This window comes from Rhodobacter capsulatus (genome assembly GCF_005144475.1).
Taxonomy (GTDB): domain Bacteria; phylum Pseudomonadota; class Alphaproteobacteria; order Rhodobacterales; family Rhodobacteraceae; genus Rhodobacter; species Rhodobacter capsulatus_C.
The window spans coordinates 1-22,740 of record NZ_SWJZ01000008.1 but is presented as its reverse complement, the minus strand read 5'-3'; the positions used below and the strand labels follow the sequence as shown (position 1 = coordinate 22,740).

At 66.1% G+C, this 22,740-nt stretch carries 24 protein-coding genes; 8 read left to right on the top strand and 16 right to left on the bottom strand.

The window, feature by feature from the left end; genetic code table 11:
* Positions 1-75 precede the first annotated feature (75 nt).
* The 5 genes from FBT96_RS01325 to FBT96_RS01310 all read right to left on the bottom strand — a co-directional run bounded on the left by FBT96_RS01325 (position 76) and on the right by FBT96_RS01310 (position 2,952).
* Entirely contained in the window at positions 76-348 is a 273-nt protein-coding gene (locus tag FBT96_RS01325; protein ID WP_136904603.1) for an NfeD family protein, read from the bottom strand.
* Positions 349-350: 2 nt separating this feature from the next.
* Positions 351-1,226 (bottom strand): SPFH domain-containing protein, encoded by an 876-nt coding sequence (locus FBT96_RS01320; RefSeq protein ID WP_136904837.1) that lies wholly within the window; start codon positions 1,224-1,226, stop codon positions 351-353.
* Between the two features lie 69 nt (positions 1,227-1,295).
* Positions 1,296-1,451 (bottom strand): hypothetical protein, encoded by a 156-nt coding sequence (locus tag FBT96_RS20510; RefSeq protein ID WP_169583113.1) that lies wholly within the window; start codon positions 1,449-1,451, stop codon positions 1,296-1,298.
* The gene (locus tag FBT96_RS01315; RefSeq protein WP_136904602.1) at positions 1,452-1,688 is read right to left on the bottom strand and encodes a GlsB/YeaQ/YmgE family stress response membrane protein; all 237 of its coding nucleotides are present in this window, start codon (positions 1,686-1,688) and stop codon (positions 1,452-1,454) included. It lies immediately after the preceding gene.
* 85 nt (positions 1,689-1,773) lie between these two features.
* Positions 1,774-2,952: a MalY/PatB family protein gene (locus tag FBT96_RS01310; RefSeq protein WP_136904601.1), complete on the bottom strand. Its 1,179-nt coding sequence runs from the start codon at positions 2,950-2,952 to the stop codon at positions 1,774-1,776.
* A gap of 185 nt (positions 2,953-3,137) precedes the next feature.
* Here FBT96_RS01310 and def (FBT96_RS01305) point away from each other — a divergent pair, with 185 nt between their 5' ends.
* The 3 genes from def (FBT96_RS01305) to fmt are packed head-to-tail and all read left to right on the top strand — an operon-like array spanning position 3,138 to position 5,071.
* Positions 3,138-3,668 carry a peptide deformylase gene (gene def, locus FBT96_RS01305; RefSeq protein ID WP_136904600.1) on the top strand — a complete coding sequence of 177 codons (531 nt, stop codon included), beginning with the start codon at positions 3,138-3,140 and terminating at the stop codon, positions 3,666-3,668.
* The gene (gene def, locus FBT96_RS01300; RefSeq protein ID WP_136904599.1) at positions 3,669-4,178 is read left to right on the top strand and encodes a peptide deformylase; all 510 of its coding nucleotides are present in this window, start codon (positions 3,669-3,671) and stop codon (positions 4,176-4,178) included.
* Positions 4,178-5,071, top strand: a complete 894-nt coding sequence (fmt, locus tag FBT96_RS01295; RefSeq protein WP_136904598.1) for a methionyl-tRNA formyltransferase — start codon at positions 4,178-4,180, stop codon at positions 5,069-5,071. Before def (FBT96_RS01300) ends, fmt begins: the two co-directional genes overlap by 1 nt.
* 3 nt (positions 5,072-5,074) lie before the next feature.
* On the opposite strand, the gene FBT96_RS01290 is transcribed toward fmt, so the two are convergent.
* Positions 5,075-5,425, bottom strand: coding sequence for a hypothetical protein (locus FBT96_RS01290; protein ID WP_136904597.1), 351 nt, complete (start codon positions 5,423-5,425; stop codon positions 5,075-5,077).
* Positions 5,426-5,603: 178 nt separating this feature from the next.
* Between FBT96_RS01290 and FBT96_RS01285 the strand changes: the two genes are divergently transcribed.
* The gene (locus FBT96_RS01285; protein ID WP_136904596.1) at positions 5,604-6,770 is read left to right on the top strand and encodes a lytic murein transglycosylase; all 1,167 of its coding nucleotides are present in this window, start codon (positions 5,604-5,606) and stop codon (positions 6,768-6,770) included.
* On the opposite strand, the gene FBT96_RS01280 is transcribed toward FBT96_RS01285, so the two are convergent.
* Both FBT96_RS01280 and FBT96_RS01275 read right to left on the bottom strand, forming a co-directional pair.
* Entirely contained in the window at positions 6,771-8,243 is a 1,473-nt protein-coding gene (locus FBT96_RS01280) for an HlyD family type I secretion periplasmic adaptor subunit (RefSeq protein ID WP_136904595.1), read from the bottom strand.
* On the bottom strand, positions 8,240-9,976 hold the full coding sequence (locus FBT96_RS01275; protein WP_136904594.1) for a type I secretion system permease/ATPase: 1,737 nt from the start codon (positions 9,974-9,976) through the stop codon (positions 8,240-8,242). Before FBT96_RS01275 ends, FBT96_RS01280 begins: the two co-directional genes overlap by 4 nt.
* A 223-nt stretch (positions 9,977-10,199) precedes the next feature.
* On the opposite strand from FBT96_RS01275, the gene FBT96_RS01270 reads away from it, so the two are divergent.
* Both FBT96_RS01270 and FBT96_RS01265 read left to right on the top strand, forming a co-directional pair.
* Positions 10,200-10,946, top strand: a complete 747-nt coding sequence (locus tag FBT96_RS01270) for an MlaA family lipoprotein (RefSeq protein ID WP_136904593.1) — start codon at positions 10,200-10,202, stop codon at positions 10,944-10,946.
* Positions 10,936-11,541, top strand: coding sequence for an MlaC/ttg2D family ABC transporter substrate-binding protein (locus tag FBT96_RS01265; RefSeq protein WP_249306194.1), 606 nt, complete (start codon positions 10,936-10,938; stop codon positions 11,539-11,541). The genes FBT96_RS01270 and FBT96_RS01265 overlap by 11 nt, the downstream gene beginning before the upstream one ends.
* A 56-nt stretch (positions 11,542-11,597) precedes the next feature.
* Here FBT96_RS01265 and FBT96_RS01260 read toward each other — a convergent pair whose 3' ends face one another.
* Positions 11,598-13,883 (bottom strand): transglycosylase domain-containing protein, encoded by a 2,286-nt coding sequence (locus tag FBT96_RS01260; RefSeq protein WP_136904591.1) that lies wholly within the window; start codon positions 13,881-13,883, stop codon positions 11,598-11,600.
* A 260-nt stretch (positions 13,884-14,143) separates the two neighbouring features.
* Here FBT96_RS01260 and FBT96_RS01255 point away from each other — a divergent pair, with 260 nt between their 5' ends.
* Positions 14,144-14,482: a P-II family nitrogen regulator gene (locus FBT96_RS01255; RefSeq protein ID WP_110804686.1), complete on the top strand. Its 339-nt coding sequence runs from the start codon at positions 14,144-14,146 to the stop codon at positions 14,480-14,482.
* Between the two features lie 23 nt (positions 14,483-14,505).
* On the top strand, positions 14,506-15,948 hold the full coding sequence (locus FBT96_RS01250; protein ID WP_136904590.1) for an ammonium transporter: 1,443 nt from the start codon (positions 14,506-14,508) through the stop codon (positions 15,946-15,948).
* A gap of 54 nt (positions 15,949-16,002) precedes the next feature.
* Here the strand turns inward: FBT96_RS01250 and FBT96_RS01245 are convergent, their stop codons facing one another.
* From FBT96_RS01245 to FBT96_RS01215, 7 genes are all read right to left on the bottom strand, one after another.
* Positions 16,003-17,562 (bottom strand): DHA2 family efflux MFS transporter permease subunit, encoded by a 1,560-nt coding sequence (locus tag FBT96_RS01245; protein WP_136904589.1) that lies wholly within the window; start codon positions 17,560-17,562, stop codon positions 16,003-16,005.
* A gap of 3 nt (positions 17,563-17,565) precedes the next feature.
* Positions 17,566-18,648: an HlyD family secretion protein gene (locus FBT96_RS01240; RefSeq protein ID WP_136904588.1), complete on the bottom strand. Its 1,083-nt coding sequence runs from the start codon at positions 18,646-18,648 to the stop codon at positions 17,566-17,568.
* On the bottom strand, positions 18,638-19,096 hold the full coding sequence (locus tag FBT96_RS01235) for a MarR family winged helix-turn-helix transcriptional regulator (RefSeq protein ID WP_136904587.1): 459 nt from the start codon (positions 19,094-19,096) through the stop codon (positions 18,638-18,640). Before FBT96_RS01235 ends, FBT96_RS01240 begins: the two co-directional genes overlap by 11 nt.
* Before the next feature lie 114 nt (positions 19,097-19,210).
* A complete protein-coding gene (locus FBT96_RS01230) occupies positions 19,211-20,392 on the bottom strand; it encodes an amino acid aminotransferase (protein ID WP_136904586.1) in 1,182 nt (393 codons plus the stop codon).
* Positions 20,392-21,249: a 3-mercaptopyruvate sulfurtransferase gene (gene sseA / locus FBT96_RS01225; protein ID WP_136904585.1), complete on the bottom strand. Its 858-nt coding sequence runs from the start codon at positions 21,247-21,249 to the stop codon at positions 20,392-20,394. The genes FBT96_RS01230 and sseA overlap by 1 nt, the downstream gene beginning before the upstream one ends.
* Before the next feature lie 65 nt (positions 21,250-21,314).
* Positions 21,315-21,788 (bottom strand): SsrA-binding protein SmpB, encoded by a 474-nt coding sequence (gene smpB, locus FBT96_RS01220; RefSeq protein ID WP_136904836.1) that lies wholly within the window; start codon positions 21,786-21,788, stop codon positions 21,315-21,317.
* Between the two features lie 113 nt (positions 21,789-21,901).
* Entirely contained in the window at positions 21,902-22,396 is a 495-nt protein-coding gene (locus FBT96_RS01215; RefSeq protein WP_136904584.1) for a hypothetical protein, read from the bottom strand.
* Between the last annotated feature and the right edge of the window lie 344 nt (positions 22,397-22,740).

The following is a 22,740-nucleotide window of genomic DNA, read 5'->3' as shown; positions in this document are numbered from 1 at the left end:
ACCTGCGTCTCTACGCCGCAGCAATCGAGTCGTCCAGAACCTAGATCAATTCCAGTTCCTGAATGTGACGATTTTTCAGTTTTCGTTGATGTCGTGATCCCAGATCCGGGTCTGCCCCGCCCGGACCCCGGCCAGTTTGCGCGCGATCAGCCAGACCGCGATCGCCGCCACCGTCATCACCAGGATCAGCGCGGGCAAGCTGCCGCCGAGCCAGCCGAGCCACAGCAACCCGGCCACCAGAAGCGCCCCGGCCGCAAAGCCGAGCAGGACAAAGCCGGGCAGCAGCATTTCGGCGCCGCCCATCACCGCCGCCGCCACCACCCAGACCCAGGGTTCTTGCCACCACATGATCACTTCTTCCACATCTTGAAGGCCTCGCCAAAGGCTTCAAGCGCCGAGGTGGGCAGCAGCACCGTCTGCTTGCCCGCGCCCGCCGCCACCTTGGCCACGGCGTCGACCTGTTTCAACGCCACCTGATATTGCGCCGCCTCGATGCCGTTCTTGGCGATCGCCTCGGCGATCACCGAGGTCGCGAAGGCCTCGGCCTCGGCGGTGACGCGGATCGCCTTGGCGGCCTGTTCGGCGGCATAAAGATCGGCATCCGCCGCCAGCTCCACCGCCCGCTTGCGGCCCTCGGCCTCCATCACCTGCGCGCGCCGCGCCCGTTCGGCGTTCAGCTGCTGCAGCATCGCGGCGCGGGTGGCCTCGTCCAGATTCACGTCCAGAATCTCGGTCCGGGTGACTTCAATCCCCCAGTCGTCGACGACGTTCGAAACGTTGTCGCGGATATGGGTGATCAGCTGCGAGCGGTTCGACTGCACCGTGTCCAGCTCCATCTGCCCGATCTGCGAGCGCACGATCCCGGCGACAGTGGTGGCGATGGCGGCGTCGATGTCGCGGATCCGGTAGACGGTCTTTTCCGGCTCGATCACCCGGTAAAAGACCGAGGTGTCGACCTGCACCAGCACGTTGTCGGCGGTGATCGCATCCTGTCGCGTGGTGGGCAGCTGCCGCTCCAGCACCGAGACCTTGTGCGCGACGCGGTCAAGAAAGGGGACGATGAAGTTGATGCCGGGGCCAAGCACGGCGCGCAACCGGCCGAAACGCTCGACCACATGCTTTTCGGATTGCGGCACGATCCGCACGCCAAGGAAAACGCAAAGGATCAGGAACAGGGCGACGGCCAGCATGATCGCATTGCCGCCGATGAAATCAGCAGGATTGATCGGGTCCAAGGGAACCTCCCGTGTGAAACTGCCCTCAATATGGGGGCAGTTCGCGGGGGGCGGAAGGGGTTACGGTTCGGGAACCAGTTTCAGCCCGACGAGGATCGCGACCACGACGACGGCCCAGCCGCCCGGGCGGCTCATCAGCCAGATCCCGATCGCCGCAGCCGACCAGATCAGGCGCAGGGACGCGGTGCCCGCAAAGCCGAGAAAGGGACCCCACATCTAGCGGCGGCCCCAGGTCTGCCAGGCCCAGATCAGCGCCATGGCGCCCAGGACGGCGCCGACGAGCCCGGCCATCAGCCCCATGACCGAGATCAGGAGCCGCAGCACGAAGCCGCCGATCAGCGCGCCGAAGATGCCCAGCGCGATGGTGGTGGGAATGTCGGTGTTCACTTTCATCAGCCGCGTCGCAAGGTAGCCTGCGGCGGTGCCGATGATCAGGAAGGTGATGATGGGCATGGGGGCCTCCCGTTCACGCCTGCCGAATATGGGGGCAGGCGGGAGGGTTGGAAAGGCCCCCCGCCGTCAGGAATGGTGTCGTGGCTTATTGCAGGTCGGCGAAGGCCTGTTTCAGCCGGGTGGCCGCCTCGATCACCCGCGCCCGCGGCGTGGCGAGGTTGAAGCGCAGGAAACCGTCGCCGCCAAGGCCAAAGGTGGCGCCATGGTTCGCGGCGATCTTCGCGGCCTTCTCGACGCGCGCGATGAATTCGGCCGTGCCCATGCCGGTCCCCGAGAAATCGACCCAGGCCAGATAGGTGGCCTGCAGCGGCATGGATCTGACGCCCGGGATCGTGTTCACGATCGCGTCGAAAGCCTGCCGGTTGCCCTCAAGATAGGTGTTCAGCGCATCGACCCAGGCCGCGCCCTCGGGGGAATAGGCGGCGGTGGCCATGGCGATGCCGAAGCTGTTTGCCGAGATCCCGAGCGCCGCCATGGTCGCGGCAAACCGCCCCCGCAGCGCCGGATCGGCGATGATCACATTGCCGGAATGGCCGCCCGCGATGTTGAAGGTCTTGGTCGTCGCCGTCATCATCACCACCGGCTGATCGGACGCGGCGACGGCCATCGGAATATGCCTGTGCCCGGGCATCACCAGATCATGGTGGATCTCGTCTGACACAAGGATCAGGTTGTGGCGCTTGGCAAAATCGGCGGTGGCTTTCAGCTCGGCCTCGGTCCAGACCCGCCCGCCCGGATTGTGCGGCGAACACAGGATCAGCATCTTCGCCGTCCCGTCCATCCGCGCCTCCCAGGCGTCGAAATCCATTTCATAACGGCCCCCGACCTGCGCCAGCGGGCATTCGACGACCCTGCGCCCCGCGGCGCGGATGACCCGGGCAAAGGCGTGATAGACCGGCGTCATCAGCACGACGCCATCGCCCGGTTCGGTGAAGGCCTGCAGGCACAGCGCCGTGCCGTTCACCAGCCCATGCGTGGTGAAGATCCAGCCCGGCTCGATCGCCCAGCCGTGCCGGTTCGCCATCCACCATTGAACAGCGGCCTGATAGGCGCTCTCGTCGCCCCAATAGCCGTAGACGCCCTGGTGCAGCAGCGTCGAAAGTGCGTCCTGCACCGCCTGCGGCGGGCGGAAATCCATGTCCGCCACCCACATCGCGATTCCCTCCTGCGGGGAAACGCCATAAAGGCTCTCCATGCAGTCCCATTTCACCGAATGGGTGCCGATGCGGTCGATGACTTCGTCGAAGTCGGGAAGGGCGGTCATGGCAGGCTCCTGGGCATATCGCAGGTTAAGTGGTATCGTTCTTGATGTGATTGATATTCCGGTCCAATGTTCCAGTGAAGATGAAATATTTGGAACTTCTTCCTGAAATTTTGCCGTTTTGCAGAACGACCCTGCGCGCAAAGGTCGCCATTGCACGACCGGCCCGCATCCAATAAAAAATGCCCATGACAACGCGACCCATCCTGATCCATCCCGATCCCCGGCTCAAGAAGCTTTGCGACCCCGTCGCAGCGCTGGACGACACAATTCGCCAACTGGCCGACGACATGCTCGAAACCATGTATGACGCCCCCGGTGTCGGCCTGGCCGCACCGCAGATCGGCGTCATGGCGCGCATCTTCGTGATGGATTGCGCGAAGGAAAAGACCGGCTTCCCCGAGGCCATGGTGATGATCAATCCGGAAATCACCTGGGTCTCCGAGGAAAAGAACGTGCACGAGGAAGGCTGTCTCTCGCTGCCCGAGCAATATGCCGACGTGACCCGCCCGAAAGAGGTGCGGATGCGCTGGCTTGGCCTTGACGGCCAGACCCACGAGGAACAGTTCGACGGCCTTTGGGCGACCTGCGCGCAGCACGAGCTGGATCACCTGAACGGCAAGCTCTTCATCGATCATCTGGGCCCGCTGAAGCGGCAGATGGTCACCCGCAAGCTGGAAAAGCTGAAGCGGGAATGGGCCCGCGAGGGGCGGGGCTAGGTGGCCGTCCGTCCCTTCATTCGTTTTGACGACAAGCGGCTGCACAGCGTGGCCGCGCCGGTCGAGGCGATCACCGACGAGATCCGCGCGATCTGGGCCGACATGGTCGACACGATGGAAGCGATGCCGGGGCAGGGGGTCGGTCTGGCCGCGCCGCAGATCGGCGTGATGCTGCGGCTGGCCGTGGTCGATGCCTCGGAAGCGCGGGGGCAGGCGATCCTGATGGCGAACCCCGAGGTGCTGCATGCCTCTGGCCAGATGCGCGATCATGACGAGGCCAGCCCGAACCTGCCCGGCGTCTGGGCGACGATCTCGCGGCCGCGTGCGGTGACGGTGCGGTTCCTGAATGCGGCGGGCGCGGTCGAAGAGCGCGATTTCGTCCATCTCTGGGCGACTTCGGTGCAGCACCAGATCGACCATCTGAACGGCAAGACCTATGTCGATCACCTCAGCATGTTGAAGCGCAAGATGCTGGTGGCGAAATCGGCCAAATTCGCGAAGAAAGCCTGATGCGCGTCATCTTCATGGGAACGCCCGCCTTTTCGGTGCCTGTGCTGGAGGCCCTTGCCGCCCGGCATCAGGTTGTCGCCGTCTACAGCCAGCCGCCCCGGCCCGCCGGACGCGGCAAGGCGTTGCGGCCCTCGCCGGTGCAGGCGCGCGCCGAGGCCCTGGGCCTGCCGGTCCGGCATCCGTTGAACTTCAAGGCGCCCGAGGATCGCGATGCCTTTGCCGATCTGAACGCCGATATTGCTGTCGTCGTCGCTTATGGGCTGATCCTGCCGCAAGTGATTCTGGATGCGCCCCGGCGCGGCTGTCTGAACATCCATGCCTCGCTGTTACCGCGCTGGCGCGGGGCGGCGCCGATTCACCGGGCGATCCTGTCGGGCGATGCGGAAACCGGGATCTGCATCATGCAGATGGAGGCGGGGCTGGACACCGGCCCGGTGCTGTTGCGCGAGGCCCTGACCATCGGCGCGACCGAAACGACGGGCGAATTGCACGACCGGCTGAGCGCGCTGGGCGCGCGGATGATCTGCGACACGCTCGACCGGCTTGACGGCCTGACCCCCGAGCCGCAGCCCGAAGCGGGCGTGACCTATGCCGCAAAGATCGACAAGGCCGAGGCGAAGATCGACTGGAGCCGCCCTGCGGCGGAGCTGGTGCGGCTGGTGAACGGGCTCTCGCCCTTCCCGGGCGCCTGGTGCGAGGTGGCGGGCGAGCGGGTCAAACTGCTGCGCGCCGATCTGGTGGCCGGGTCCGGCGAACCGGGAACGGTGCTGCAGGGCTTCGACATCGCCTGCGGCACGGGGGCGCTTCGGGTGCTGGAAGCGCAACGGGAGGGCAAGAAGCCGATGCCCTCCGCCGATATTCTCAAAGGTCTGGTGCTGCCCGCGCGGCTTTGACGGTTACGCCGGGGGCATGAAGCCCAGCGGCGGCGTGCGGTCTTCGCGTTCGAAATCGAGCGCGGGGCCATGGCGCACCGGGGTTTCGCGCTTGGTCGAGCAGATCAGCTCGAAACCATCCACCTCGGCGGCGACGATCAGGGCGGTGGCAATGGGGCGTTCGCCGTCGAAGATCTGGACATGGCCGCGCAGATTGGTGACCTGTGCCGCATCAAGCGAAAAGCCGCCCGACCAGCGTTTCAGGATCGGCCAGACACGGCCCCCGGCATGAACGCTGAGCCGCGCCGGGCGTTTGCTTTCGCGCCGGGTCGCCTCGCGCAAGCCGGCCAGAATTTCCTTCGACAAGAACTCCATCTTACCCTCCAGCGGGTCACCCCTCCCTGGGCAACCCTCGTGCCAAGTGTGTGATGTGAGGTGTAAAAATCAAGTGAATACCGTATGACGCCGCACTGACGTGCCGTAAACGCAACGCCCGGTTGCCCCGCGCCCCGGCGCCGATTACCCTGCGGCAAGATCCTTTCCGGAGAAGCCGATGCGGTCCCCTTTTGCCCCCCTGATGTTCAGCCTGTGCCTGCCCCTTGCCGCCCATGCCGACTGCGGCGGCAATTTTTCCGGCTTCGTCGCGGGCCTGAAGGCCGAGGCGCAGCGCAACGGCCTGTCCGCCGCGACGGCCGATTCGTTTTTCGCGGGCGTGCGGCAGGATGGCCGGGTGCTGAAAGCCGACCGGGCGCAGGGCGTGTTCCGGAAAAGCTTTCTGGATTTTCAGGCTTCGGTGATCTCGAAGAACCGGCTGCAGACCGGGGCGGCGATGGCGCAGAAATACGCGGGCATCTTCGATGCGGCGGAACGCCAATACGGCGTCTCGCGCGGGGTGCTTCTGGCGTTCTGGGCGCTGGAGACCGATTTCGGCAAGGTGCAGGGCGATTTCAACACCCGCGATGCGCTGGTGACGCTGGCGCATGATTGCCGCCGCCCTGACCTGTTCCGGCCGCAGGTTCTGGCCGCGGCCGAGCTATACGCGCGCGGCGATTTCGACCCGCAACGGACCATCGGCGCCTGGGCGGGCGAGATCGGTCAGGTGCAGATGCTGCCCGCTGACATCCTGCGCAACGGTGTCGATGGCGATGGCGACGGGCATGTGAACCTCAAGGGCTCCAGCGCCGATGCTCTGATGTCGGGGGCGAAGATGATCGCGTCGATGGGCTGGCGTCCGGGCGAGCCGTGGTTGCAGGAAATCATCGTCCCCGAGGACATGGACTGGGCGCAGACCGGGCTTGACCGCAGCCTGTCCACCGCCGATTGGGCGCGGATGGGGGTGGTGCCGCGCTCGGGGCGGTTTGCGGGCGGGCAGGGCTCGGTGCTGCTGCCGATGGGGCGCAAGGGCCCGGCTTTCCTCGCCTATCCGAATTTCCGCGTGCTGTTTGAGTGGAACAAGAGCTTCGTCTATGTCACCACCGCCGCCTATTTCGCGACCCGGCTGGAAGGCGCCCCCCGGGTCGATCCGCGCGCGGCGGAACCGGGGTTGTCGCCCGCGCAGATGAAGGCGTTGCAGGCACAGCTGCAGGCGCGCGGCCATGATGTCGGGCCGATCGACGGCATCCTCGGCGAAAAGACCCGCGAGGCGGTGCAGCTCGAACAGGGCCGTCTGGGCCTGCCCGCCGATGCCTGGCCCACGCCCGCGCTGCTTGACCGGCTCTGATCAATCCTCGCGGAACGCGCGGATGAAGTAATCGGTGAAGGGCTTGGTCAGATAGGCCAGCGGGCTGCGGTCTCCGGTGCGGATATAGACCTCGGCGGGCATGCCGGGCAGCAGCTGCAGCGCGCCCAGCTTCTCGGCCTCGCCCGGGTTCAGCATCACCTCGGCGCGGAAATAGGACAGCTGCGAGGCCTCATCGACCAGAGCATCGGCCGAGATCTGCGTCACCTGGCCGAACAGTTCCGGCGTGGTGCGGCTGGCAAAGGCCGGAAACCGCAGCGCCACCGGCTGACCGATCCGCACCTCGTCGATGTTGATCGGCGAGATCCGCGCCGCCACCAGCAGCGGCCGATCCTGCGGCACGATGTAAAGCACGGGCTCGGCCGGGCGGATCACCGCGCGCGGCGTCGTCACCGTCATCGCATAGACGATCCCGGCCACCGGCGCGCGCATGTCGAGCCGCTCGATCTGTTCGGTCAGCGACCGGCGCCGTTCCGCCAGTTCCAGTTCCCGATAGCCGATGTCGCGCAGCTCGGTTTCGGCATCCTCGCGCCGCTGCGAGGTCAGCCGCAGCGCTTCCAGTTCCAGCTCGGTCACCTTGCCCTCGGCCTGGGCCTTTTGCGCCACCAGTTCGCCGACCTGACCGGCCAGATTGGCGGCCTCGCGCTGCAGCGCCAGCACCCGGCTGGCCTGGGCCAGACCCTTGTCCAGCAATTGCTGCTGATCGGCCAGTTCCCGCGCGATCAGCGCTTCCTGTTGCTCGGTGGCGCTGCGCTGCGCCTCGATGCCGCCGATCTGCGCCAGGGTCTGGTCGCCGCGCTTCGTCACCTGATCGAGCGATTTGCGCAGCGTCTGCGCCCGCGCCTCGAACAGCCGCCGCTGCCCCTCGACCAGTTCGGCCACATCGGGCCGGGTCTTTGCGGCCTCCAGAAGTTCGGGATGGAAGCGGACCTCGGGCGCATCCGCCCGTTCGGCCTCCAGCCGTCCGCGCCGGGCCAGAAGCTCGAAGAACTGCCCCTCGACGATGGCGCGTTCCGACCGCACCAGATCGCCGTCGAGCCGGATCAAGAGCTGCCCGGCGGTGACGGTATCGCCCTCGTGCACCTGGATTTCGGCGACCACGCCGCCATCGGGATGCTGCACCACCTGCCGGTGCTGATCGACCTCGATCTGCCCCGAGGCGATGACCGCCCCCGCGATCGAGGAGACCACCGACCAGAGCCCGAAGCCCCCGACCAGAACCGCCAGCGTCACATAGCCGATCAGCAGCGCCCTCCGGGGCGAGATCCGCGTCTCGGGCGGGGGGGCGCCGACCGGCTCGATCCGGCGGGCCGGGGCGGGAAGGCTGGTCGGTGCCGCCTGCAGCGCGGTGGCGTCGACGGGGGCGGGCGTCTTCTTGCTCGGGATCGCCCGGCGCAAGGCCGCTGTCGCCTCGGAAGTTTCGGCCTCGGGGCCGGAAGTCGGCTTTCGGGTCATGCCACGCCTCCCGGTCCGGCGCCGCGGCTCAGATCGGCGGCATTCTGCACCATCGCTTTCAACACCTCTTCCCGCGGACCGAAGGCCCGCCGCATCCCCGCTTCCAGCACCAGCAGCGTGTCGCACTCGGCAATCGCCGCGGGCCGGTGCGCCATGATCAGCACCGCGCCGCCCGCCGCCTTCATCCCGCGCACCGCGGTATTGAGCGCCAGCGAGCCCTCGTTGTCGAGGTTCGCGTTCGGCTCGTCGAGCACCAGCAGCACCGGGTTGCCGTAAAGCGCCCGGGCCAGCCCGACGCGCTGGATCTGCCCGCCCGAAAGCCGCCCGCCCGCCTGTGAAACCTTGGTGTCATAGCCCTCGGGCAGATCGAGGATGAGCTGATGTGCCGCCGCCCGCTTGGCGGCATCGACGATCATCTCGGGGTCGGGGGTCGGCGACAGCCGGGCGATGTTTTCCGCGATCGTGCCGTCGAACAGCGTCACCCGCTGCGGCAGATAGCCGATCAGCCCGCCCAGCACGTCGGGGTCGTATTGATCGAGCGCCGCGCCATCAAGCCGGATCGCGCCGTTCGCCGGGCGCCAGACGCCGCAGATCGCCCGCGCCAGCGTCGATTTTCCCGCCCCCGAGGGGCCGATGATCCCCAGCGCCTGCCCGGGTTCGACGCGAAAGGACACCGCCCGCAGGGTCGGGCTTTGCGTGCCCGGCGGCACCACCGTCAGCGCCTGCGCCTCGAGCAGCGCGCGCGGACGCGGCAGGGGGGTGCGCGGCGTCTCGCGCGGGATCGAGGTCAGCAGCAGCGACAGCCGCCCCCAACCCTCGCGGGCGCGGGCGACCAGCGCCCAGCCGCCCACCGCCTGCTCGACCGGCGCGAGCGCCCGTCCCATCAGGATCGAGCCCGCCACCATCGCCCCGGCGGTCATCTCGCCCTTGAGCACGACATAGGCGCCCATGGCGAGGATCGCCGATTGCAGGAAGGCGCGGAAGGTCTTGGTGAAGGTGGAAAAGCTGCCGCCCAGATCGGTGGCGTTCAGCATCGCATCGACCGCGCGTTCGCGCGACTTGCGCCAGCGCAGGAACGAGGCCCCGCGCATGCCGAGCGCCTGCACCAGCTCCGCCTCGTCGCGCAGCTGGTCGGCGAGCCGGTCCGAGGCGATCTGCGCCCCGGTCGCGGTCTGCAGCGGTTTCGCCGTCATCGACTGGTTGAGCAGCGTCACCCCGATCAGAAGCGCCCCGCCCGCGATCGACAGCAGGCCCAGATAGGGATGGAAGATGAAGATCGCGCAAAGGAAAACCGGCACCCAGGGAATGTCGAACAGCGCCAGAAACACCGGCGAGGCCAGCAGCTTGTTGACCGCATCGAGATCGCGCAGCCCGGCCATCGCCACCGGATCGTTCGGCACCATGCCGTTGCGGCGCAGCGCCGCCTCGAAGACGCGCGATTCGAGATCGGCCTGAAACCGCGCCCCCACCCGCGCCATCAGCCGCGCCCGCGCCAGATCCAGCAACCCCATCGCTGCAAACAGGAAGACGACCAGCAGGAACAGCGCCGTCAGCGTCTCGACCGAGCGCGCGCCGAGCACGCGGTCATAGACCTGCAGCATGAAGATCGGCCCGGTCAGCATCAGAAGGTTCACGAAAGCCGAAAACACGCCGACGCTCAGAAACAGACGGGCGCTGGCCGACCTTGCGGCCCGCAATTCCGCCTTGCCGGCTGCAAGTTCATCTCGTTTCATCACGCCCTCATTGTCGCGGGGCAGGATCTTCTGCCCAAATCTTGTCTGAACGCAAAAACGTTAACGCATCGAGACCACAAAATCGCGTGCGGCGCCTTGTTTCTGCGCCTCTGTCTCCTTATTGCTTCTTGGGGTTTTACCGAAATCGAGACGGATGTCACCTGTCTTGACGCAGCGCGCCGAAGACGAGCCCCGGCCGCACCCGAGAAGACACGAGGGGTTGATGGAAAAGAGATTTGGCCTCGTCCTGATCGCAGGTCTTGCGCTTTCCGGTTGCGCCGGAGGGCCGCAGAGGGCCGGGACCGAGGGACTCAACGACCCGATGGAAGGGGTCAACCGGCAGGTGCACGGCTTCAACAAGGGCGTCGACACGCTGCTGTTCAAGGCCCGGCCGGGTCGGCCGCGCAGCATCGACAACGGTTTCACCCGGGCGGTGTCGCATGCGGGCTCGAACCTGTCGCTGCCCGGCAAGGTGGTCAATTCGCTGCTGCAGGGCCGCCCCGAGCCCGCGGTGAAGAACACGTTCCGCTTCGTCATCAACTCGACCATCGGTCTGGCCGGGCTCTTCGACCCGGCGGGCACAAGCTTTGCCCTGCCCGAGCAGGATACCGATTTCGGCGAGACGCTGGCGGTCTGGGGCATGGGCGAGGGGGTCTATGTGGAACTGCCGGTCTACGGTCCCTCGACCGCGCGGGATGCGCTGGGGCGGGCCGTCGACATCGCGATGAACCCGGTCGGGCAGGTGCTGGAAGGCGCCGATGCCACGGCCGCCTCTGCCACCCGGGTCGCGGGCAAGGTCGCCGACCGCAAACGCTTCGGGGGCATGATCGAATCGGTGCTTTACGACAGTGCGGACAGCTATGCGCAATCGCGGCTGCTCTATCTGCAGATGCGCCGCCACCAGCTTGCAGGCAAGGAGAATGACGATGCACAGGCCTGGGACCCTTATGAAGACCCCGATGCGCAGTGATCGCCGCCATCTGCTGCTGGGCGGGGCTGCCGCCCTGGTCGCGGCCGTCGTGCTGCGCCCGGGCGCCGCGCTGGCGCTGACCGAGGATCAGGCGAAGTCGCTGATCGGCAAGGCCGTGACCGACGTGAACACCGCCATCGCCTCGGGCAAGACCGGTCCGGCGCTCTATACGATGTTCGAAGACCTCTACATGCAATATGCCGATGTGCCGACGATCGCGCGCTCGGTTCTGGGCACGGCGGCACGCACCGCCAGCCCGGCGCAGATGCAGGCCTTCACCCTCGCCTTCCGCGGCTATGTCTCGCGCAAATACGGCAAGCGCTTCCGCGAGTTCAGCGCCACCCGCTTCGAGGTCGTCGGCGCGCGCAAGGTGAAGACCTTCATCGAGGTGAAGTCGATTGCCTACATGCCGGGCGAGGCGCCCTTCGAGGTGCTCTGGCATGTCTCGGACAAGTCGGGCAAGAACCTGTTCTTCAACATGATCATCGAAGGCGTCAACATGCTGGCGGCCGAGCGCACGGAAATCGGCGCGATGATCGACGCCCGGCGCGGCAATCTGGATCAGTTGATCGCGGATCTGAAAACCGCCCAGTAAACCGTCGGGCGGCAGAATGAAAAGAAAAACGCGGCCCCCCGTGGCCGCGTTTTTTGTCAATAAAGCTGGCGCAGCATCGAATCGATCGCCTCGCCAAAGGATTGCGGCCCCTGCCGCTGCGGCTGCGCCGCGGGCGGTTGCTGCGGCGCGGGCGGCACCGGCCGGTCCGAGGTCACCAGCTGACCATCCACCACCGGCACGCCGCCCTCGGGGATCGGATCGCCCGAGGACCAGGCCTGACCGGGATAGACATTGTTCGGATCGGGCTGGCCGCGCCACTCCTCGGGCAGGGCCATCGGCAGGGGCGTCACCGGCTGGCCTTCCTCGACCCCGGCCATCACCTCGTGCCAGATCTGCGCGGGCAGACCGCCCCCCGTGACGCCCGTCAGCGGCCGGTTGTCGTCATAGCCCATCCAGACGCCCGCCACGTAATCGGCGGTGAAGCCGATGAACCAGGCATCGCGGGCGGCCTGGGTGGTGCCGGTCTTGCCCGCCACCTGCCGCCCGTCCAGCCGCGCCCGCATCCCGGTGCCCTGCTCGACGCCCTGATGCATCATCCACATCAATTCGCGCGCGGCCTTTTCGGAAATCACCCGCTCGCCGATGCCGGTCTCGGCGCCGAACAGCGGCTCCTGCTCGCCCTTCAGCCGCAGGTCGGTCAGCCCGTAGGGCCGCACCGAGGAGCCGCCGTTCAGGATGCCCGCATAGGCGCCGGTCATTTCCAGCAGCGTCGATTCCGACACGCCGAGCGCCACCGCCGGCCCCTCGGCCAGATCCGAGGCGAAGCCGAAATCCGAGGCGACCTTGCGCACCGCATCCAGCCCGACCGCCTGGCTGACCCGCACCGTCGCGGTGTTGATCGATTTCGCCAGCGCCCGCCAGATCGGGATCGGCCCGAGAAAGTCCTTGTCGTAGTTCTTCGGCGACCACGGCCCCGAGCCGCGCACGTTGATCGTCAGCGGCGCATCCTCGACGATCGAATCCGGCGTCCAGCCCAGATCCAGCGCCGCCGCATAGACGAAGGGCTTGAAGGTCGAGCCGGTCTGCCGCTTCGCCTGGGTCGCGCGGTTGAACGCCCCCGAGACCTTGGTCTTGCGCCCGCCGACCATCGCCCGCACCGCGCCATCGGCCGACATCACCACGATCGCCGCCTCGGCGGTGGAGCCGTCCTTGACCCTGGTGTCGAAGATCGACTTCAGCGCCGCTTCCGCCGCGGTCTGGATGCGCTGATCCAGCGTCGTGCGGATCACCACATCGGCGGTGGCGTTCTTGCCGAAGTAATCGGGGATGCTGTCCATCACCCAATCGGCGAAATAGCCGCCCGCCCGGGCCTGCGCCGCCTCGGAGAGTGTCGCCGGATGGGCGCGGGCGTCCTGCCACTGCGCATCGGTCAGATAGCCCTGATCATGCATCAGCGCCAGAACCATCCCGGCCCGGTCCTGCGAGCGTTTCAGGTTCGTCGTCGGCGCATAGGTCGAGGGCGCCTTGAGCAGCCCGGCCAGCATCGCCGCCTGCTGCGGATTCACATTCGTCGCCGAAATCCCGAAATACCGCTGCGCCGCGGCCTCGAAACCGCGCGCCCCCGCGCCCAGATAGGCGCGGTTGAAATAGATCGTCAGGATCTCGTCCTTCGAATATTTGACCTCCATCGCCAGCGCATAGGGAATTTCCTTGATCTTGCGCTTGATCCCGCCAGAGCGGCAGTCGGTCTCGTAGTCCGCCTCGGTCTTCCAGCGTTTCGGATCATAGGCGGTGCCAAGGCACAGCAGCTTCGCCACCTGCTGGGTGATCGTCGAGCCGCCGTTGCCTTCCAGCGGGCCGCGGCCCTCGGAGAGGTTGATCGCGATCGCCGAGGCGATGCCGCGCGGGCTGACGCCGAAATGGCGGTAGAAGCGCTTGTCCTCGGTGGCGATGATCGCGTTCTTGAGGAAGGGCGAGACATTTTCCGCGGTGGTCTGGCCGCCGAAGGTCTCGCCGCGCCAGGCGAAGACCTGGCCCGCATTGTCGATCAGCGTGACCGAGCCGCGGTTGCGGCCATCCAGCAGCGCGGTGTAATCGGGCAGCTGGCTGTAGAAATAGAACGTCGCAAGGCCGAGGATGATGCCGACCACGGCCACCGTGCGCCAGACCGCGCCCCAGATCACCGCGAAAAGGAAGCTGAACAGCCCCAGCACCAGCCCGGAAAAGCCGCCGCCCCGCCGTGGCGGTCGTGGGCTGCGGGGCTTGCGCGGCGTCTTCGTCTTGCCGGGCGGCGCGGATTTTGCCCCGGACTGCGTCGCCTGCCGTGATGCGTAGCGCCTGTCCGCCACCAGCGGCCTTTGCCGCCCGCCTGTTCCTGCCATTTCCGCCCCGGTGCCTGCTCTGCCGCGCAACTTACACCGCCGGAAACGGGATGTGGAGACGCCTCGCGTCACGATTCGGTTTTTCGAAAGCTTAAATATAAGGCTCTGCGCACAGTTTGTGCGTTTTCGGGCCGGATTCGGTTTTTGACTGCCGCCGGTTTAAGCAGCTTTTCTTGTGCGAAGCGCTTTGCCCGCGCCTTGATACGCTCATAACGGTGCCCCCGGGCATCGGAGCGGCTGACAATAGGAAGGGACATCACGTGAAACTCATCATTGCAGCGATCAAACCGTTCAAGCTGGAGGAGGTCCGCGAGGCGCTGACCGCGATCGGCGTGCGCGGGATGATGGTGACGGAAATCAAGGGCTTCGGCGCGCAGTCGGGGCATACGGAAATTTATCGTGGCGCCGAATATGCGGTCAATTTCGTGCCGAAGGTGAAGCTTGAAATCGTCGTCGCCGACAATCTGGCCGACGAGGTGGTCGAGACGATCCTGAAAGCGGCGAAGACCGACAAGATCGGCGACGGCAAGATCTTCGTGCTTGACGTCAATCAGGCCGTGCGGGTCCGCACCGGCGAAGCTGGCGACGACGCGCTGTAAGAACCACAGGGGAAACAGGGACAATGAACAACCTTACCAAATATGCGGGTCTTGCGACGGCGCTTGCCGTGGCGGCCCTGCCTGCGTTCGCGCAGGAGGCGGCCGCTCCGGTCGCCGAAGCCGTCGCCGCGGGCCCGATCAAGGCCCCCGATGCCGCCGCGATGGCGGGCATGGTGAACAAGGGCGACACCTCCTGGATGCTGATCTCCTCGGCGCTGGTGCTCTTGATGTCGATCCCGGCGCTGGCGCTGTTCTATGGCGGTCTCGTGCGGACCAAGAACATGCTGTCGCTCTTGATGCAGGTGTTCATGGTCGTCTCGATCGCCGCGGTGATCTGGGTGCTTTACGGCTATTCGCTGGCCTTCACGAGCGGCAACGCCTTTGTCGGCGGCCTGTCGAAGATGTTCCTGGCGGGCGTCAACACCGGCACCTATGCCGCGACCTTCTCGAACAACGTCTACATCCCGGAATATGCCTTCGTCGTGTTCCAGATGACCTTCGCCTGCATCACCCCGGCGCTGATCGTCGGCGCCTTTGCCGAGCGGGTCAAATTCTGGCCGCTGATGATCTTCATGGTGGTCTGGTTGACCATCGTCTATTTCCCGATGGCCCACATGGTCTGGTATTGGGCGGGCCCCGACTTCCTCGTCGACGCGCCGACCGATTACGGCCTGATCTGGGGCTGGGGCGGTCTTGACTTCGCCGGTGGCACGGTCGTGCACATCAATGCGGGCATCGCCGGTCTCATGGGCTGCCTCGTGATCGGCAAGCGCATCGGCTACAACAAGGAACCGATGCCGCCGCATTCGCTGACGATGACGATGATCGGCGCCTCGCTGCTGTGGATCGGCTGGTTTGGCTTCAACGCCGGCTCGAACCTCGAATCGAACGGCCTGGCCGCGCTGGCCTTCCTGAACACCTTCGTTGCCACCGCCGCCGCCGCGCTGTCCTGGAGCCTTGTCGAGCAGGTCCTGCATGGCCGGTCGTCGCTGCTGGGGGCCGTCACCGGCGCCGTCGCGGGTCTTGTCGCGGTCACCCCGGCTTCGGGCTTCGCCTCGCCGATGGGCTCGCTGATGCTGGGTCTTGTCGTGTCGCCGATCTGCTTCTTCTTCGTCTCGGTGGTGAAATCGAAGCTGAAATATGACGACAGCCTCGACGTTTTCGGCGTGCATGGCATCGGCGGGATCGTCGGCGCGCTGGGCACCGCCATCGTCGCCGATCCGGCGCTGGGCGGTCAGGGCTGGGTCGATTACACCGTCTTCCCGGCGGTTCCGGGCAGCTACGACATGGTGGCCCAGTTCATCACCCAGCTGAAAGCCGTGACGGTCACGCTGGTGTGGTCGGGTGGCGTGTCGCTTGTGCTGTTCAAGGTGATCTCGATGGTCTTCGGCCTGCGTCCGACCGCCGATGACGAACGTCAGGGCCTTGACCAGACCTCGCATGGCGAAAGCGCCTACAACATGTGATCCCGCAAGGATCGACGCGAAAGGCCCGGGGCTTCCCCCGGGCCTTTTCACATCTCAATCCGCATGCGCGGCGGGGGGCGCACTGACCCCGGGCGGCGCCGCGACCGGGCGGCGCAGCAGGAAGGCCAGCGGCAGCGCCGCCAGCGTGATCCACATCAGCGCCTCGAAATCATCGACATAGGCCACCATCGCCGCCTGGGCGGTGACGATCTGGTTCACCACGGTCCAGAACGCGCCCTCGCCATATTGCGCCGTCATCGACTGCATCATCGCCCCCCCGGCGCCGCTCATCATCCCGCTGAAATTCGGATCGTAAAGCGAGATGTTGGCGACCAGCTCGGTGTGGCTGATCTGGGTGTTGCGGGTCAAAAGCAGGGTGACGATGGAAATCCCGATCGAGGAGCCGATGTTGCGCACCAGACTGAACAGCGCCGTCGCATCGCCGCGGAACTGCGGCGCGATGGTGGCGAAAGCCACGGTCGAGAGCGGCACGAAGACCAGCCCCAGCCCCAGCCCCTGCACGAAGCCCGAGACGATGATCGGCGTCGCGTTCATCTGCGGGCCAAAGCCGGTCATGATGTAAAGCGACCACGAGGTGAACAGAAGCCCGGTGATCACCAGCTTGCGCGCATCGACGACGCGCAGCAGTTTGCCCGCCGCGATCATCATGATCATCGTTCCGACGCCGCGCGGCGCCATCACCATGCCGGTGGTGATGACGGGATAGCCGAACAGCGCCGAGAGCATCGGCGGCAACAGCGCCAGCGAGGCCAGAAGCACGATGCCGACGATGAAGATCAGCACCAGCCCGGTGGCGAAATTGCGGTCGGCGAACATCTTCGGGTCAAGGAACGGGTGTTCCACTCCCATGATCCAGATCACGAAGACCCAGAAGCCGCAAACCGAGATCGCCAGCTCGATCCAGATCTCGACGGCGTTGAACCAGTCCACCTCGCCGCCGCGGTCGAGCATCAGTTGAAGCGCGCCGACGCCCAGCCCCAAGGCGGCAAAGCCGACGAAATCAAAGAGCCGGATCCGCCGCGGCATCTGCGGCAGATAGGCGGCCAGCCCCGCCAGCGCGATGATGCCCAAGGGCAGGTTGATGAAAAACACCCAGCGCCAGTTCAGCGTCTCGGTCAGGTAGCCGCCCAAGGTCGGCCCGATGATCGGCCCGACCATGATCCCCGCGCCCCAGATCGCCATCGCCTGACCGTGCTTTTCGCGCGGGTTGATGTCGAGCAGGAAGGTCTGCGACAAGGGCACGATGGCGGCGCCGAAGACCCCCTGCGCCATGCGAAAGAACACCATGGATTCAAGGCTCCAGGCGATGCCGCACAGCATCGAGGTCAGCACGAACCCGGCCACCGAGGCGATGAAGACCTCTTTGCGGCCGAAGCGTTCGGACATCCAGCCCGACAGCGGCGTGACGATCGCCGAGGCGACGATGTAAGACGTCAGCACCCAGTTGATCGTGTCCGAAGACGCGCCAAGGTCGGCCCGCATCGAGGGCAGGGCGACATTGGCGATGGTGGTGTCGAGCACCTGCATGATCGTGGCCAGCATCAGCGAGGCGGTGATCAGCCCGTGATGCTTGACCGGAACGGGGCCCTGCATGGCTCAGTTTCCGCGCGTCGCGGGCTGACCCTCGACGCGCATCACCAGCGCGTCCAGGTTGGTCTTCGCCTTGGTGTCGACGGTCACGGCGGCCGAAAGCCCGGTGCGCAGGGCGGGCAGCTCGGTCGTCTCGGTCAGACGCAGCATGACCGGCACGCGCTGGGTGACCTTGACCCAGTTGCCGGTGGCGTTCTGCGCCGGAAGCAGCGAGAATTCCGCCCCGGTGCCCGCGCCGACAGCCGCGACCACCGCCTCGAACTCCTTGCCCGGGAAGGTGTCGAACTCGATTTCGGCCCTTTGCCCCGGGGCCATCTTGCCGATCTGGGTTTCCTTGAAATTCGCCTCGATCCAGGTGTCGCCGGTTTCCACCAGCGAAAACAGCGCCGAGCCCGCGGCGACGAACTGGCCGGGCTTGAAGCTGTCGGCCTTGTAGACCACGCCATCGGCGGGGGCGGTGACCGTGGTCAGGCCCAGATTGTAGGCGGCCTTTTCGCGCGCGGTCAGCGCCGCCATCACCATCGGATGGGCATCGGTCGCCACCTGCGGATCGCCGCCCAGCGCGGCCAGTGCGGCGGCCACGCCCTGCTTTGCCGCCGCCAGGCTTTCCAGCGCCGAGCTGGCATCATGCCGGGCCGCATCCAGCGCCGATTCCGTGCCCGCGCCGCGGCCGGTGATCGCCTCCTGCCGCTTCAGCTCGGACGCCAGGTAATCGGCGGTGTCCTGCGCCACCTGTTCCTGCGCCTGCGCCAGATTATAGGCCGCGCGCAGCTGGGCGACCTGCAGCCGCGCCTGGGCCAGCGCCGCATCGGCCTGCGACAGGGCGATCCGGTAGGGCTCGGGATCGACGCGGAACAGCTGTTGCCCCGCCGTCACCCGGTCGTTGTCGCGCACGAAAACCTCGGTCACCCGGCCCGAGATGTCCGAGGCGACGGAGATTCGCGCCTGTTGCACGGCGGCGTTCTCGGTCGATTCGTAGCGGCCCGAATCCAGCCAGACCCAGCCGCCCGCCAGCACCAGCGCGACCGGCAGCGTGGCCATCAGCAGTTTTTTCGGCGATTTCTTCGGGGCTTGCGTCTCAGCGGTCATGATCGGTCTCGGTCGGTTGCGAAAGGTTGCAGATGATCTGGCGCAGCATCGCCGTCATCGTCTCGGTGGCGCCGGGGGGCAGGCCCGCCAGCGCCTCGGCGTAGATGCTGTCGGCGATGTGGCGCGCGGCGCTGATCGTCGAACGGGTCTTGTCGGTGGCATGGACGATGCGGATGCGCCGGTCGTTCGGGTCGGGGCGGCGTTCCACCCAGCCCGCCTCGGCCATCCGGTCGACCAGACGCGAGAGCGAAATCGGCTCGATTTCCAGCAGTTCCGCCAGCCGCGCCTGCGGCAGCGGCCCGCGTTTGAACAGGTTCACCAGCAGACGCCATTGCGCCGAGGTCAGGCCCAGCTCGGAGGCCCGCATCTCGAAGCGCTTGCGCAACAGCCGCGCCGCGTCCTGCATCAGAAAGCCAAGGCTTTCGTGGGGAATTTCACACTCGCTCATCATCCCTCCTGTGGAGATGAGCAGATATATTATAAGCGTGCTTATGATATCAAGTGACAGAACATGCAAAAGGGCGACCCCGGGGGGCCGCCCTTGCACAGCATGCGTGCGAAATCACACCCCGGCGGCGATGATCGCGCGGGCGAGGATCGGCACGGTCTTCGCGTTCAGCCCGGCGATGTTCAGCCGCGAATCGCCGACCATGTAGATCGCATTGTCGAGGCGCATCTTTTCGACTTGCTCGGCGCTTGCGCCCAGACGCGAGAACATGCCGCGGTGACGGGCGACGAAATCGAACCGGTCCGAGTTCGACAGCTGCCGCAGTTCCGCCGCCAGCTGCTCGCGCAGGCCCAGCATGCCTTTGCGGACCTCTTCCAGTTCCGTCATCCATTCCGCCCGCAGGGTCGGGTCGGTCAGCACCATCGTCACCAGCCGCGCGCCGTGATCGGGCGAGAACGAGTAATTCTGACGGTTCAGATAGGCGAGGGTGCCCTGCGTGACTTCTTTCGAGGCCGCATCCGACAGCACCAGCAGGCAGCCGGTGCGTTCGCGGTAGATGCCGAAGTTCTTCGAGCAGGAGGCGGCAATCATCACCTCGGGCAGACGCGAGGCGATCAGCCGGGTGCCCGCGGCGTCTTCCTCAAGACCATCGCCGAAGCCCTGATAGGCCAGGTCGATCATCGGCACGGCGCCCTTGGCTTCCAGCAGGTCAGCGACGGCGGCCCATTGTTCCAGCGTCAGGTTGGCGCCGGTCGGGTTGTGGCAGCAGCCGTGCAGCAACACGACATCGCCCGCCTTGATCGCCTGCAGATCTTCCATCATCGCCTCGAAAGCCACCGCCCGGGCGGCGCTGTCGAAATAGCGATAGAGTTTGGTGTCCTGCTTCATGAAGGCGAGGATCGACAGGTGGTTCGGCCAGGTCGGGTCCGACACCCAGACGGTGCAGCCCGGATTGGCCAGGCGGGCGAGTTCGAAGGCCTGGCGGCAGGCGCCGGTGCCGCCCACGGTCGCAAGGCAGGACAGACGATCGGCCGGATACTCCGCGCCCAGCACCATTTCCGCCATCGCGGCGTGGAAGGCAGGCTCGCCCGCCAGCGCGGTGTAGGTCTTGCTGGTTTCCGTTTCCCAAAGCTGCTTTTCGGCCGATTTGATCGCCCGCATCACCGGGGTCCGGCCTTCGGCGTCCTTGTAGACACCGACGCCCAGATCGATCTTGTCCGTCCGCGGATCGGTGCGGAACTGGCCCATCAGCGCCAAGATCTTGTCAGGCGCCTGAGCTTTGAGGGAATTGAACATCATGCTTCTCCGGTTGCGACGCGCAGGTCGTTGAACATGCCCCATTCGGCCCAGGAGCCGTCATAAAGGGCGTGATTGCGGTGGCCGATGCGTTCCAGCGCCAGCACCAGCACGGCGGCGGAAACGCCCGAGCCGCAGGTGGCAATGGCGGGTTTCGCAAGGTCCACGCCCGCCGCCGTGAAGACCGCGCGCAGGTCTTCGGGCGATTTCATCGTGTTCGCGTCGGTCAGCACGCTGTTCCACGGCACGTTCTTCGAGCCGGGAATGTGACCCGAGCGCAGGCCGGGCCGCGGCTCGGGATCGGTGCCAAGGAAGCGGCCGCGCGGCCGGGCGTCGATGATCTCGTGATCCCCGAGCTTCGAGGCATGCGCCACCTGCGTCACGTCCTTGATCAGCGCGGCCTGCCGCTGCACCGTCATGTGCCGGTCGCGCGGGATCGGCGCCATGTCCTCGGTCTCGCGGCCCTCGGCCAGCCATTTCGGCAGACCGCCATCCAGCACGGCGACATCGGTCTTGCCCATCAGCCGGAACAGCCACCAGACCCGCGGCGCGGAAAAGATGCCCAGCTGGTCATAGACCACCACCTGATGGCCGTCGCCCACGCCCATCGCCCGCATCCTGCTCATGAATTTCTCGACCGGCGGCGCCATGTGCGGCAGCTCGGACCTTGTGTCGGAAATCTCGTCGATATCGAAGAACCGCGCCCCCGGAATATGGGCGCTCGCATAGCCCGCCTTCGCATCGCGCTCCATCGAAGGCAGGAACCACGAGGCATCGAGCACCCGCAAATCGGGGTCGCGCAGATGCGCCTCGAGCCAGTCGGTGGAAACCAGTGTTTTCGGATCGTCCAAAGCCATTGCGCACCCTCCCGTCATCGCTTCGTGCTTAGACTCAGGCGCGCAGCGGGGCAAGGGCAGAGGGCTTATGCGTTCTGCTTCAAAAGGCGCTGTTTTTGCCGGTTCCAGTCGCGCTTGGCCTCGGTTTCGCGTTTGTCGGCCAGTTTCTTGCCCTTGGCGACGCCCAGCTTCAACTTCACCTTGCCGCGATCATTGAAATAAAGCGCCAGCGGCACCAGGGTCATCCCCTCGCGGCCGACCGCGGTCCAAAGCCGCGCCAGCTCCTTCTTCGAGACCAGAAGCTTGCGGTGCCGCCGCTCCTCATGGCCGAAGACGCTCGCCTGCTGATAGGCGGCGATATAGGAGTTGATCAGCCACAGCTCGCCATTCTCGATGCTGGCATAGCTCTCGGCGATGTTCGACTGGCCGGTGCGCAGCGATTTCACCTCGGAGCCGAGCAGCATGATCCCGGCCTCGAGATCGCTCTCGATGGCATAATGGAACCGGGCCTGCCGGTTCTCGGCGATAAGCTTGGAATTGGGGTCGGATTTCTGCGCCATGATCGTCCTGAGATAGGCGAGGGCGGGCGGCCTGTCCAGTGCGGCTTGGGGCGGCGCCAGCGCGCCGCCCTGCCGAATGCGCTTGGGGCAGCGCAGGCGCTGCCCCGGGTCGGTCACTGATTCTGCTGACAGGCGACGGCGGCTTCCAGCGCGGCATAGCTGTCGGTCAGGTCGATCGACATCACCTCGCCTTCCGCGTTCGACAGGCTCAGCGTCTGTCTTTGTGCGATGTCCATCAGGAAGTCGGCGCTGTCGAACCCGATGTCGAGCCCGGGCAGCCCGTCCAGATGCAGGCCCTTGCCTTCGCCCTGATAGACCTGACCATCGACATCGAAGGAGATCGGATAGATCTTGTCATCCTCGATATCGCCCCAGTCGGCGTTCATCGCCATCAGATAGCCATTGCCCTTTTCCGGGTCGAAGCCGATCCGCACATCCGAGCCATCCTCGAATTCGGCATTGATCAGGCAGCCGTTGCCGATGGTCGGATCGACCAGCACATCCCAGACGCCCACCGTTCCGACCGTCACCAGATCCTGCGCCATCCCGGCCGCAGGCACCATGCACAGGGCAGCCACCATCAGGCCGCGCAAACCGCGTCTCATCATCTTCTATCTCCCTTGGGGCGGGTCCGACTGACCCTGCCTCCGATTTCAAGCATAGAGATTCCCGCGCGCGTGCCAATCCTGCGCAACACGCCCGTCACCGTGCCGTCCCTTGTGCGGGATTCGGGCCTCCACGCGGGATTCGGCCCTCGGTTGGGGGATTTGCGCCGCGACAAGCGGAAGGTGCGGGGCGGACCCGGAGTTTCCGGCGCGATCTGCCAGCGTCCCGGCCGAGCATTTCCTGGTGTTTTGCGTGCTGGCGGCAGAAAGTTTGTATATTTTTGAAAAAGGGGGTTGCGGAGGTATGCGAGTATCCGTAGAAGACCCCTCACCGAAGCGACGGTGGT